This window comes from Protofrankia sp. CiP3, assembly GCF_917627345.1.
Lineage (GTDB): Bacteria > Actinomycetota > Actinomycetes > Frankiales > Frankiaceae > Protofrankia.
In genome coordinates, this window is sequence record NZ_CAKJTM010000020.1 from 56,404 (window position 1) to 69,130 (window position 12,727).

A 12,727-nucleotide genomic window follows, 5' to 3' on the forward strand; every position below is an offset into this window, starting at 1 on the left:
TCCATGCGACTTCCCTGCGGATGAGCGCGCGGGGACGTACCGTCAACTAGTGCTCGATCTGTCCGGGCCTCCGGCCCCGCAGTCCCCTGAACCGACAACGCTCGGCGTCCTGCGCGGCTCAGGACATCAGCACCGGTCCGTACGCACCGAACTGCGCAACAACACCCTCGCCCGGATGGCGGATGGCGAGAACCGCTTCCCCGGCATCGTCGGCTTCGAGGACACCGTGCTCCCCCAGGTCGAACGCGCTCTGCTCGCCGGGCACGACATCGTCTTCCTCGGGGAACGTGGGCAGGGCAAGACCCGCCTGATCCGAACCCTGGTGGGGCTGCTGGACGAGTGGACACCAGTGATCGCTGGTTGCGAAATCAACGATCATCCCTATGCTCCGGCGTGCATCCGGTGCCGGCTGCTGATCGCTGAACTCGGCGACGACGCCCCGGTCACCTGGCGGCACCGCTCCCAACGGTTCGGCGAGAAACTGGCCACACCGGACACCAGCGTCGGTGACCTGATCGGCGACGTCGACCCGGTCAAGGTCGCGCAGGGCCGCACCCTGGGGGATCCGGAGACCGTCCACTACGGCCTGATACCACGCACCAACCGCGGCATCTTCAGCGTGAACGAGCTTCCCGATCTAGCCGAACGCATCCAGGTCTCGCTCCTGAACGTGCTGGAGGAACGCGACATCCAGGTCCGGGGGTACCTCCTGCGGCTCCCGCTCGACCTGTTTCTCGTCGCCTCGGCGAATCCCGAGGACTACACCAACCGGGGCCGGATCATCACCCCGCTCAAGGACCGGTTCGGCGCCGAGGTCCGCACCCACTACCCGCTTCGCCTGGGCGACGAGCTGGCCCTGATCCGGCAGGAGGCCGTGTTGTCCTGGCGGGAGTCACCGCTGGGCCTTCCCACTGTGCCTGAACACCTGCTCGAGGTGGTCGCGCGCTTCACCCGGCTGGTACGCGACGCGCCACAGGTCGATCGCCGCTCCGGCGTATCGGCCCGGCTGTCGGTGGCCGCCGTCGAGACCGTGGCCGCCTCGGCGGTGCGCCGGGCCGCGCTGGCCGGCGAGAGCGTCCCGACCGCGAGGGTCGTCGACCTCTCGGCAATCGTGCCGGCGGTCCGCGGCAAGATCGAATTCGACCAGCTGGAGGAGGGGCGGGAGGATGAGATCCTTGCGCACCTGCTGCGGCGGGCGCTCGCCGAGACCTTTCGCGCCCGGCTCGCCGGAACCGACCTCAGCGGCCTGCAACGGCGTTTCGAAGTGGACGGCCCGGTCGAGACCGGCGATCTCGTCCCGGCGGCGGAGCTGCTGCGGCGAGTGGGCCCGGTGCCGGGGTTCGCCGCGATCCTCGGCAGGCTCGGCATCGACGGCGCGGAATCGCCGGGGCTCGCCGCGGCTGGGCTGGAACTCGCCATGGAAGGGCTGCACCTCAACCGGCGGCTCGCCAAGGAGGAGCTGCCGGGCCGGACGGTGTACGGCGGATGAGCGCCGGGACCGGACCGGCGGGATTCCGGTACGGCCCGTGGGGTGGCGGTCCCGATCCCCTTGCCTACCCGTTCGACGTGGCGGGGGCGCTGGACGAGATGTCCGAGCACATCCTCAACGGCAGAACCCCGCGGGAGGCTCTGGACGCGCTGCTGCGCCGCGGCACACACAACCACCGTGGCCTGGAAGATCTGCGCCGCCAGGTGGAACAGCGCCGCCGCGAGACCCGCGCGCGCGGCCGCCTGGACGGCACCCTGAAACAGATCCGCGAATACCTTGACACGGCCGTCGGGCAGGAGCGGGCCGCGCTGTTCCCCGACCCCTCCGACGACGCCCGCCTGCGCGAGGCTGAGCTCGACGCGCTGCCAGGCGATCCGGCCCGAGCCGTGAACGCGCTGGCGGATTACGAGTGGCGGTCGCCCATCGCCCGCAAGACGTTCGCGAAGATCTCTGACCTGCTCCGCCGCGAGGTGCTCGACACCCAGTTCCGCGGCATGAAACAGGCGCTGGAAAACGCCACCCCCGCGAGCATGGCTCGCGTGGCGGAGATGCTGAACGCGCTCAACAGCATGCTGGAGGCCGATGCCCGCGGCGAGCACACCGATGCGGTATTCGACGACTTCATGCGCTCCTTCGGTGATTTCTTCCCGGAGAACCCGCGCTCACTGGACGAGCTGGTGGACTCGTTGGCGCGGCGTGCCGCCGCCGCCGCGCGGCTGATGGCGGGCCTGTCCCCGCAGCAACGGCAGGAACTGGCCGATCTGATGGCGGCGGCCATGGCCGACATGGGCCTGGCGACCGAGCTGTCCCGACTGCGCGATGCGCTCCAGGCCGCCCGCCCCGACCTCAGCTGGGGCCAGTCCACCCGCGGCCACCTGCGCAACCCGATGACCGGCGACACCCCGCTCGGCCTGGGGGAGGCCACCAGCGTGTTGCAGGAGCTGGCCGAGCTCGATGAACTGGCTGCCGCGCTGTCCCAGGACTACGCCGGGGCCTCACTGGAGGACATCGACCCGGACGCGGTCGCGCGAGCGCTCGGCCGCGACGCCGTCGACGATCTGCGTACCCTCAGGCAGATCGAAAAGGAGCTGGAACGCCAGGGCTTCGTGACCCGCAACGCCGGCCGGCTGGAACTGACCCCACGGGCTGTCCGGCGCATCGGGCAGACCGCGCTGGCCCGTATCTTCCGCCGGCTGGACGCTCATGGACGCGGTGACCATGATGCCGCTGACGCCGGTGCGGCCGGCGAGCTCACCGGGACGTCCCGGCCATGGCGCTTCGGCGACACCCAGCCCATCGACGTGGTCCACACGATTCGCAACGCGGTCCTGCGGGCGGGGCCGACCGGCCCGGACGGAGCGATACGCTTGGAGGTCCGCGACTTCGAGATCGCCGAGACCGAACGCCGGACCTCGGCCGTGGTGTGCTTGTTGGTCGACCTGTCCTACTCCATGGCGCTGCGCGGGACGTGGGGGGTGGCGAAGTCGACAGCGCTCGCGCTGCACACGCTGATCAGTACAAAATTTCCGCAGGACACGATCCATCTGGTCGGTTTTTCCGACTATGCCCGCCTGTTGCGCCCGGTGGAGCTCGCCGGGCTGGACTCCGAAGTGGTGCAGGGCACAAACCTCCAGCACGCACTGATGATCGCGGGCCGGCTGGTGTCGAAACATCCGGATTCCGAACCGGTCGTACTTGTGGTCACCGACGGCGAGCCGACCGCGCACCTGATGCGCAACGGCACGCCCGCCTTCTCCTGGCCGCCCGCACCGGAAACCCTTGAGCTGACACTGGCCGAAGTGGACCGGCTGACCCGGCGCAGCGCAACGATCAACGTGTTCATGCTCGACAGCGAACCGCGGCTGGTGCAGTTCGTCGACGAGGTCGCGCGGCGCAACGGCGGCCGGGTGTTTTCCCCGGATCCGGCGGCTCTGGGCCAGTACGTCGTCCGGGACTACCTACACGCACGTGGCGGACGACGTTCCCACCGGTCCCGAACCTGAGGCTTCCGACGGGATGGGCGCCAACACCGCGTTACGGTTACGGCCGGCTTTCTTCGCCCGATACATGGCAAGATCCGCGTTGTGAACGACGACCTCTGGGAGGCTGTCGGCCGACTCCGCCACGGCGATGCCGATGGTGGCGTCAACGCTGACCACCGCCACCCCGACGGACATAGGCCGACGGATCGTGTCAAGCAACCGGTCCGCGACGGCGCGAGCCTGCGTATCGTCCGCATCGCACAGCACAACGGCGAACTCGTCGCCGCCGAGGCGGTAGACCACATCCTCCTCCCCGCGCGCCCGGCCCAGCCGGGCTCCGATGATCCGCAATACGTTGTCCCCAACGTCATGGCCATAGGTGTCATTCAGCGGCTTGAACCGATCAAGATCAATAAATAGCACCGCGAACGTCGAGACCGCTCCGTCCGCGGCGATGCCGTGCAGGCGCCGGACGAAGGCGGCCCGGTTCGGCAGCCCGGTGAGAGCGTCATGGCGGCCCTGGTGGCGCAGCTGATCCTGCAAGGCCCGGCGTTCGCCGATTTCGTGACAGGTCAGTACGATGCCGGCCACCTCCGGCTGATCGCGCAGGTCGCTTGCCTCGATGTCGAACCAGCGATACCCACCGTCAACAGCCCGTAGCCGGACGTCGCGGACCGCGGCGGTACCCACCTCCCTGGCCACCCGCCAGAACTCCGCCAGAGTGATCAGGTCCTCCGGATGGGCAACGCTCAGTATCTGCCGGCCGGCATAGCACCGGGTCCGGTACCCGAGCAGTACTTCAACAGCGGAGCTGACAAAGGTGATGCGGCCGTCCTCACCGCTGGTAAGCACAAGGTCATGCGCGTTGTGGAGCAGCGCCTGCAGCCGTCCTTCTTCGCGGCGCAGTGCCGCTTCCCGCCGACCGCTGAGAACGGTGAACCCGATGACCACGGTGGCGATACAGGCAAGCAGGCTCGCGTCACCGCGCAACCGGCCGGATCGGATGTCTCCGTAGAAGCCCGAAACCGGTTGCTGGAAGACGACGTACCCCCCGTCGGCCAGGTTTCCGATCACGGCGGCGAGCGTGACCTGGCCATCGGCTCCAGCCGGGTGGATCTGCCTGGCCGCACCGCCCCGCAGGCCGGCCAGGTCGTGCTGGAAGGCCAGCTGGTGCCCGATCAGCCCGGGGTTCCAGGAGAACATGACCACTCCGGCGGAGTCCACCATGGAGAAGCCACCCAGGCTGGGCCCGAGCATGCCGCCGGCCGCCAGGCTGGCCTGGGTCGGTGAGTCCCGCAGCGACTCACCGACGACAAGAACAGCCACTGGCTGGCCTGCCCGGATCACCGGGATGGTGAAGTAGTCACGCGGGACGCCGTCGACAGTCATGACCGGTGAGTTGCCGGCCTGCCCACCGAGCGCGGTCCGCCAGGCCTCGTCCAGCGGGCCGATCGGCAGCGGCGTGGCGGACGGCTGCAGCGCGGCCAGGGTTCCCCCGCTGGGAGAAGCCAACGCCCAGACATCGTTCTTCCCGCCGAAGCCCGATGCGGCGAACGACCGCAGCAACTGGGTGTCACGTGCCTGGTCAGTCAGCGACCAGGGGACCTGCGAAGCGGGACCGATCAGGCGCTGCGGGTCGGCGATGCGCGCGGAGAAGTCGGCCATGATGGTCGTGAGGCCTATCCGCTCGGCCATGCGCCGGTGCTCGGCGCCATAACGTGCCTGCGTCTCCAGCCACAGGATGACCGTGGCCAGCATGAGCAGGACGCCGCCGCTGACCAGGGGAGTCAGCAGGCGATCAAACCCATGGCGGCCGGCCCGGCCGGTGGGCGCCGGCCGGCCGGATGCGCGGCGGAGCCGGTCAGCCGTGCCGGCCGTGAGCTGGTGCGGCACGGTCGGGCGCGGTTCTCTAGAAAGATCAATAACGGGAACCTGTGACCGGCCCACGACGCCCGGCGTGCCTGGTGGCGCGCTGAGCCGCGTGGCGGTCGCCACGACGAACCGGCCTTTGCCTGACCGCTTGGCCTCGTACATGGCCTGGTCCGCGACGCTCAGGAAATGTTCGGGGGCCTCCAGCGGCAACGTCGAGGCCGCGACGCCAATACTGACGTCGACCTGAACGACCGAGGTTCCAACCGCTATCGAAGCACGGATGGATTCGATCACCCGGTCGGCGACCGCGCCCGCTGACGCCTCGTCCGCACCCGCGAGCAGGATCCCGAACTCGTCGCCGCCGAGCCTGGCCGCCACGTCACCATCGCGCAGCATCCGGACGAGACGCTCCGCGACGATCCGCAGCACCACGTCGCCGGCATCATGACCAAGGCTGTCGTTGACCGGCTTGAAGTGGTCGAGGTCGATGAACAGGAGCGCGAATGGCGATCCGCCCGAACGAGCGGCACCGACCGCCGCCGCCAGCTCGCTGGTGAAGAGCGTCCGGTTGGGGATACCGGTGAGTGCGTCGTGTGACGCCTGGTGGCTGAGCTGATCCTGTAGGCTTTTGCGCTCCCCTGTCTCATGGCAGGTGACCAGCACACCGGCCAGCGCCGGATGGTCGGTGAGGTCACTGGTCTCCAGATCGAACCAGCGCGTGGCGCCCGATGCCATGATCAGTCGCACATCGAAAGCGGTGCCACCGCCGGGCTCGGCAAGTAACCGCTCGATCCGCTCCACGTCATCAGCGTGCGCGAAGTCGGTCAGCGGGCAACCGAGCCAGTACGCGGGGTCATAACCAAGCAGGTCCCAGACAGCCGGGCTGACAAAAGTCATCGCCCGGTTCTCGCCGGCAACCACGATGATGTCCCGGATGCCGCCGAGCACGGTGTGCGCTCGGGCTCGGCCGCGCTTGGCGGCCCGCTCCCGGCGCAGCCCGAACGCGACCAGCCCGCCCAGACAGACGGCGCAGATGACGAACAGGGGCAGATCATGGCGACGCTGCTCGGCCCGCGGATCGGCGAACAGGCGCGCGGTGGGCTGCCGGAAGATCGTCGTGTAGCCGGTCGTCCGCTGGCGGGCAGCGAAAGTAGTCACCTGCGCCGCGCCGCGGCCTGATGTCCATACCCGGACCGTGCCCGGAACCAGGCCCGCGAGCTCCGCCGGTTCAAGCAGACGCCGGCCCCGCGACGCCTGGTCCGAGGATGAGAGCGTGACGCCCATGGCATCAAGATCACTGAATCCGCCGGGAGCACCGGCGAACGCGACAAGCTGCTCATTGCGCCGCTGGGTCACCGCCTCGTCGGCGACCTGTACCAATACCGCCCACGGCGGCCCAGCACCCACCGGCACAACCGTGGCCCGCACGATCCGGTCATCCAGCACGAACACGGGCGACATGGCCGCACGGCCGGCGAGCGCGGCAGACCAGGCCACACCGAGATCAGATATCGACAGCCGATGCCCCGCGGGAAACGCGGCCCCAGGCGTGCCCGCCGGGTCGACAAGGGCGACGAGCAGGCTCGGATCGCCAGCGGGTGTCAGTTGGAACTGCCGCAGCAGCAGCGCGTTGGAATCAGGCTGGCCCGGCCTGAACGACAAACGCTCGACCGCCGTCCGCAATTGTCCCGGATCATAAATATTCGACGCATTTTGGGCGATTCGTTCAACCAGTCGAGAACGGTCGGACAATCGCTCCCGTTCGGCCTCGCGTAGGCCTGCCTTCCCTGCCACCAAGACGAGCAGCGCAAGCACCACGATCATCGCCAGGCCGGCGACCAACGGGGCGAACCATCGCGGCCGCCCACGCTCGACCGTCCTACCAGCGAAGCCGAGTTGTCCACCGAACCAGGCGGGACGGTTGTCAGATACCGGACCTGTTCGAATGACCCTTACCCCTCGTGACAGCCAGCCGGACCAGCAGTCGGTCATAACAACGCAAGCAATATGCGAACAAGAAGCAGGGATTTTATCCAACGCCTACTTACGTGTAATGATACAACGTCATGCCGTCACATACCCAGCGAGTACCCCGGTATCCGCCCGATCCGTAGCGGACAGTAACAAGGATGACAGTTGTCGAAACACGTCGATCCCCAGGCGCTGGCTGTCACATGCGACTACGCGATAGAGGTCCTGCCTGCGGATCTGGCCGCTTCACCGCGGTGGACCACATCGTCGATCTTGTCCAACAGGCGCTCCCAGACCTGGCGCGGGAGATCGTGGCCCATTCCGTCGATCTCCAGCAACTCCGCGGCCGGGACAGCGGCCGCGGTGAGACGCCCGCCGGCAACCGGAATGAGCGGGTCGTTCGTACCGTGCACGACCAGGGTCGGAATCGTCAGCTGGCCGAGCGCGGCCGTCCGGTCCTCGGCGACCAGGATGGCGATCAGCTGTCGCACCGGCCCCTGCGGGTCATACCCGCGGTCCCATGCCAGCCCGGCCCGCTCCCGCACCCACGCGCGGTCGTAGGGGAACTCACCGGAGCCGATGACGCTGTACGCCTCCTCGGCTCCGTCCATGAACGCCTCGCGGTTCGCGGCAGCCGGGCGCAGCAAAGCGGCGGCCGCGGCCGGAGTCGGCCAGCTTTCCGCGTGGTTGCCCGTGGTCGAGGAGGCCGACGTCAGGCTGCGCACGCGGCCGGGAAAGTGCAGCGCAAGCGTCTGGGCGATCATGCCACCCATGGAAATCCCGAAAATGTGCGCGGACTCCCAGCCAAGAGCGTCCATCAAACCGGCGGCATCAGCCGCCATGTCCAGGAGCCGATAGGGAACGACGCCGGTGTCCCCGGACAGTGCGGCCATAAGATCAGGTTGCCCCAGATGACCGAAATGACTGGAAAGGCCGACGTCCCGATTGTCGTAGACAACGACCTGGAAGCCCCGGCGCACCATCGCGCGGAGAAGATCAGGATGCCAACCGACAAGCTGCTGGCCCAGCCCGCTGACGATGAGAAGCGGCAGGCCGCTGGGGTCACCGTGCAGCTCGTACGCGATTTCGATGCCATTGGCCTGAACCGTGCCCATAGACGGAAGGTAGCGAGCGGTCGCCGCTGACGCTCGCAATCCATCGAACTTCCACCAAAGGTCACCCATACGCACGCAATCGAGCACCCAGCCAGGACCCGGACAGTCGGGACCCGGACAGCCGCCGATGAACGCCTCCTCGCCGATGGCGGACGTGACCATGACATCATCAGCGGGCCTTCGGCTACCTTAAGTCAATCAGCTGATGCTCAACGTGATATTCGGGGGGACGAATACCGATGCTCTTCCCGACGATCGAGTTTGCCGCGTTCTTCACCGCGGTCATGGCGGGCTCCTGGCTACTGATGCCCCACCCGCGCCGGTGGAAGCTCTTCATCCTGGGCGCGTCATACTTCTTCTACGCATATGCCGACAAACGGTTCGTCGCGCTCCTGATCGCCTCAACCGCCGTCAACCAGACAGCCGCACTCACCCTGGCCCGCTGGCCGGACCGGCGCATCCTCACCGCGACGATCGCATGCGACCTGAGCCTGCTCGGCTGGTTCAAGTACTACGGCTTCTTCGCTCTCTCGGTCGACCGGATGCTCAACCGTATCGGCCTGCCCGCGCCGCTCCCGCTGCTCCAGGTCGCGCTGCCGGTCGGCATCTCCTTCTTCACCTTTCAGGCGATGTCATACGCCATTGACGTCCAGCGTGGGCACATCCGCCCGGCGAAGACGATCGACTTCGCTGTTTACCAGGCCTTCTTCCCGCATCTCGTGGCCGGGCCGATCGTGCGGGCCAGTGAGTTCATCCCCCAGCTGGCCACCCCGCGCGACCCGGGCCAGGTGCCGGTCACCCGGGCTGCCTTTCTGATCGTCGGCGGCCTGGTCAAGAAGACCGCGCTCGCGGATCTGCTTGCCACACAGATCGTCGATCCGGTCTTCGACACCCCGAGCCAGCACTCGTCGCTGGAGGTACTGGTCGCGATCTACGGCTACGGCGTGCAGATCTACTGCGACTTCTCCGCCTATTCGGACATGGCCATCGGCATCGCCCTGCTGCTCGGCTTCAGCTTCCCGGACAACTTCGACCGCCCGTACACCGCGGCCAGCCTGCGCGAATTCTGGCGACGGTGGCACATAACCCTTTCCCGCTGGTTGCGGGACTACGTGTACCTCCCGCTGGGAGGCAACCGGCGCGGCCCTCGGCGCACCTACGCCAACCTCATGATCACGATGGTCATCGGCGGGCTGTGGCACGGAGCGGCCTGGACCTACGTCGGCTGGGGCGCTCTGCACGGGATCGGGCTGGCGGCAGAGCGCAGGTGGACCGAGCATCGCCGGCCACCCGCTCGCATGCCGTCGCGGGGAGCACGCCGCCCGATTGCTCCAGCGGGAGCGGCGGCCAGCTCGACCAGCGCATGGCCGGAGGTGCCGCCGCCACGGACGCCGCCGGTGGACGGCACCCGTCCCGAAGCCCGTATCGACGCCGAAGCCCGTGCCCCGGCGACCACCATAACGATCTCCACGGCGACCGCAGCCACCGCCGTTGGATCGGCTGCCCGGACATCCCGGATACGTTCGGTCATGCGGCTGTGGCTCAGGCGCCTGGCCGTCTTCCATTTCGTCTGCGCGGCCTGGGTCCTGTTCCGTTCCCCCAGCCTCGGGGGGGCCATGGACATCTTCGTCCGGCTGCTGACGGGATCAGGACCGGCGCCCCTCGTGACAGGTACCGTCCTGTCCGCCATCGCCGCCGGGCTTCTCACCCAGCTCGCCCCGAAAAGCTGGCGGCTGCGTGCGGCGGACATTTTCTCTCAGCTCAGCGTCCTCGGCCAGGCCGTCGTCATCGCCGGGTGTGTTCTGGTCGCCCACGGAATTGTCGGCCGGCAGGATGTAGCGCCATTTATCTACTTCCGTTTCTGACTGGTCGGCGCTGGAAGTCCTTCGGGGGTTGTCGGATGCCAGGTGGATGCGTCGCGAGGCGTCCGAAACACGCCGTAAACGATCCGTGTGGCCGCCGGGCGAGCGAGAAGAAAAATGATCGCCTGTTCTCTGGCGGCCAGCCTCACAAGCGCCGGGGACAAAACAGCAGCACAGTGGATGAAAGCAGCGGACCGCACCGGTCAAGCGATGACGAAGAGTGGGTTCCAACCTTGTTGGGGGGCACGATGAGCGAGCTGGAGCCAATTCAGGAACCGGTGGCCGCCGGGCACACGCACAGCGATCCGAAAATCCAGATGAACACGGAGACAGCCGCGGTGCTCCCCGGAACACGACATGCCGGGCGGATGGATGCCTGTAACGCCCGCCGCCCGCCAGGGGCCGCGCCCGGCGGCACGGTGTCAGCCAGACAGGCGTTCAGGCTTGTGGTCACCAGCCTCAGCCTGCTGCTCGTCCTCGACGCCGCCGGCATGGTCCATGCCGGCGAAGGCATGTCACCCGGGCTGACCCGCAGCATTGTGCTCGGCGTGGGGCATCCGCTCGACCGGATCACCAACGCGGCCGGACTCGACGCGATCCCCCGGGAACTCGCGTCGGCATTCGGTCATGGCGGGGCCTCCGCCAGCTCGTCGGAGCTGGCGGCCACCGACCCGACGGCTCCACCACCACCCGTGCTGCAGGCTGGCACCGACAGCTCCGCCCACGCGGGTACCGCCGAGCGCGGTCTCCCGACAGCGCGTCCATCCGCGATGCCCGCCACGGCGAAACCCGGATCCGGTGGGCCGTCCCCCGCCGCGCCATCCGCCCCGGCTGGCATGGCGATACCGCCGCCGCGCCATCCCGACGCCGCCAACCCGCTGCGTCTCCTGGTGACCGGAGACTCGCTGAGCGACAGTATCGGACCGTCGATCGTGAATGGCTCCAACGGGACCATCCACGCGGACACCGACACCCATGCCGGCACCGGCCTGGTGCGCCCGGATTTCTTCGACTGGGCCGTTCACGCCCGCGAGCAGGTCACCAACAGCGATCCAGAGGCGGTTGTGGTCGCCCTCGGCGGCAACGACGCACAGGGAATCACGCTGCCGGACGGCAGCACACTCGCGACCGGATCACCCCAGTGGCTGGCCGAGTACCGCCGACGGGCGATCGTAGTTATGCAGATCTGGTCAGCGCAGGGCAGGCGTCGAGTGTACTGGATGAGCCTGCCCCCGGCCCGCGAGCCCACCCTCAACGGCTATTACCGCCAGCTCGGGGACGCCGCCGCGGATGCCGCCCGGAGAGTTCCGGGCGTCCGCTTTGTCAACATCAACGACCGTATGTCAAACAATGGCGCCTACACCAGTTACCTCGCCGACGACAGCGGACAGACCGTGCTGGCCCGCTCCACCGATGGTGTGCATCTGACCCTTGATGGTGCCCGCATCGTCGCCAATATCTTCATAAAGGAGATCAACGCCGACTGGCACATGATATCCTGAGACATCTTCCCGGGATGGCTACCCCTGCCTGGAAGGCCCGATTATGATGAACTCAGGTGCCTGTTTCAGAACCGGGGCCCATCGAGGTCCAGGCGAGCGGCCCGTACCGCCGACCGAGCCCGCTCCGCGATATCACGGCGAGGATTCACGGCATTCTCGTCGGCATGACCAGAATTATCCTGGAGCAACGTCTCGACCAGGTCAGCGGCCAGCACAACGATCTGGTCCGCGAGCGCATGGTCGGCCAGCCGCTGTGGGGTGACATCGGCCGGCGCGCCAGAGCCCGCCTGATGGCCCAGGTCCGCGAGGTCAGCGGCAAGAGCACGCACCCGATCGGCGCGGGTGCCCTGGAGAGCTGACCGCCGCTGCCAGGAGCCGGGCGTCCACCCGTGGATCCGGTCGTACAATCGGCTCACCTCCTGAACCAGATCCCCGGTGAACATGAGGTCCGTATCGGTCACGGACGAAGGTTATCCCGTAACGGCCGTGGCGGGTCTTGCCGTTGTCCGACTGGTGGTGCACGCTCCTTCCATGGTTCGTTGACCAGTGCGTACTGGAGGCGTCAATGTCACAACAACGCTCCGAAGAGACCCACCACAGCCTTATCGAACGAATTCCCAGAATCACCGGACACGACGTCGGCCACTGGTTGGGATGCCTCGACCGCGGACCAGGCCTCCTGCGCTTCTCCGAACGCGTGAACTGGCTGCAGGATGAACATGGCCTTCCGCACTGCTATGCGGCGGCCGTCGTTCACGAGGCTGATCTGCGCCGACGGGCAATCCGTACATGACCGGCGGACTCGCCCGGTCCGGCCGGCCAGCGACCCAGCCGCCGCGCAGCGCCCACGGCTGGACCCGCACCGCCGCTGCCTCTCCCTGGTTGCCGGACGCACGAAGAACCGCGAGCCCGTGACCTTTGGGCTGCTGAGTTC

Annotated in this window: 8 protein-coding genes; 5 read left to right on the forward strand and 3 right to left on the reverse strand. The window is 67.9% G+C overall.

Features of this window, described 5'->3' with window-relative positions; translation table 11 throughout:
* The first annotated feature begins 49 nt into the window (after positions 1 to 49).
* Together MJ797_RS10400 and MJ797_RS10405 are read left to right on the forward strand one after the other, a co-directional pair.
* Positions 50 to 1,489, forward strand: coding sequence for a magnesium chelatase (locus MJ797_RS10400; protein ID WP_239334128.1), 1,440 nt, complete (start codon positions 50 to 52; stop codon positions 1,487 to 1,489).
* Complete coding sequence (locus tag MJ797_RS10405) at positions 1,486 to 3,492, forward strand: VWA domain-containing protein (RefSeq protein WP_239334111.1); 2,007 nt, start codon at positions 1,486 to 1,488, stop codon at positions 3,490 to 3,492. The genes MJ797_RS10400 and MJ797_RS10405 overlap by 4 nt, the downstream gene beginning before the upstream one ends.
* Here the strand turns inward: MJ797_RS10405 and MJ797_RS10410 are convergent.
* Both MJ797_RS10410 and MJ797_RS10415 read right to left on the reverse strand, forming a co-directional pair.
* Positions 3,448 to 7,185 (reverse strand): diguanylate cyclase domain-containing protein, encoded by a 3,738-nt coding sequence (locus MJ797_RS10410; RefSeq protein ID WP_239334112.1) that lies wholly within the window; start codon positions 7,183 to 7,185, stop codon positions 3,448 to 3,450. The two genes, MJ797_RS10405 and MJ797_RS10410, sit on opposite strands and share 45 nt — an antisense overlap.
* Before the next feature lie 338 nt (positions 7,186 to 7,523).
* Positions 7,524 to 8,429 (reverse strand): alpha/beta fold hydrolase, encoded by a 906-nt coding sequence (locus tag MJ797_RS10415; protein WP_239334129.1) that lies wholly within the window; start codon positions 8,427 to 8,429, stop codon positions 7,524 to 7,526.
* 239 nt (positions 8,430 to 8,668) lie between these two features.
* On the opposite strand from MJ797_RS10415, the gene MJ797_RS10420 reads away from it, so the two are divergent.
* Together MJ797_RS10420 and MJ797_RS10425 are read left to right on the forward strand one after the other, a co-directional pair.
* The gene (locus MJ797_RS10420; protein ID WP_239334113.1) at positions 8,669 to 10,294 is read left to right on the forward strand and encodes an MBOAT family protein; all 1,626 of its coding nucleotides are present in this window, start codon (positions 8,669 to 8,671) and stop codon (positions 10,292 to 10,294) included.
* A 245-nt stretch (positions 10,295 to 10,539) separates the two neighbouring features.
* Complete coding sequence (locus MJ797_RS10425; RefSeq protein ID WP_239334114.1) at positions 10,540 to 11,793, forward strand: DUF459 domain-containing protein; 1,254 nt, start codon at positions 10,540 to 10,542, stop codon at positions 11,791 to 11,793.
* Positions 11,794 to 11,858: 65 nt separating this feature from the next.
* Here the strand turns inward: MJ797_RS10425 and MJ797_RS10430 are convergent, their stop codons facing one another.
* Positions 11,859 to 12,254 (reverse strand): hypothetical protein, encoded by a 396-nt coding sequence (locus MJ797_RS10430; protein ID WP_239334115.1) that lies wholly within the window; start codon positions 12,252 to 12,254, stop codon positions 11,859 to 11,861.
* Positions 12,255 to 12,358: 104 nt separating this feature from the next.
* Here MJ797_RS10430 and MJ797_RS10435 point away from each other — a divergent pair, with 104 nt between their 5' ends.
* Positions 12,359 to 12,586, forward strand: a complete 228-nt coding sequence (locus MJ797_RS10435) for a DUF4287 domain-containing protein (protein WP_239309238.1) — start codon at positions 12,359 to 12,361, stop codon at positions 12,584 to 12,586.
* Positions 12,587 to 12,727: the final 141 nt, after the last annotated feature.

What these genes read in the sequence shown, in the direction of transcription:
- MJ797_RS10405 (WP_239334111.1), top strand. Translation starts at nt 1,486, where the DNA reads ATGAGCGCCGGGACCGGACCGGCGGGATTCCGGTACGGCCCGTGGGGT.
- MJ797_RS10415 (WP_239334129.1), bottom strand. Translation starts at nt 8,429, where the DNA reads ATGGGCACGGTTCAGGCCAATGGCATCGAAATCGCGTACGAGCTGCAC.
- MJ797_RS10420 (WP_239334113.1), top strand. Translation starts at nt 8,669, where the DNA reads ATGCTCTTCCCGACGATCGAGTTTGCCGCGTTCTTCACCGCGGTCATG.
- MJ797_RS10425 (WP_239334114.1), top strand. Translation starts at nt 10,540, where the DNA reads ATGAGCGAGCTGGAGCCAATTCAGGAACCGGTGGCCGCCGGGCACACG.
- MJ797_RS10435 (WP_239309238.1), top strand. Translation starts at nt 12,359, where the DNA reads ATGTCACAACAACGCTCCGAAGAGACCCACCACAGCCTTATCGAACGA.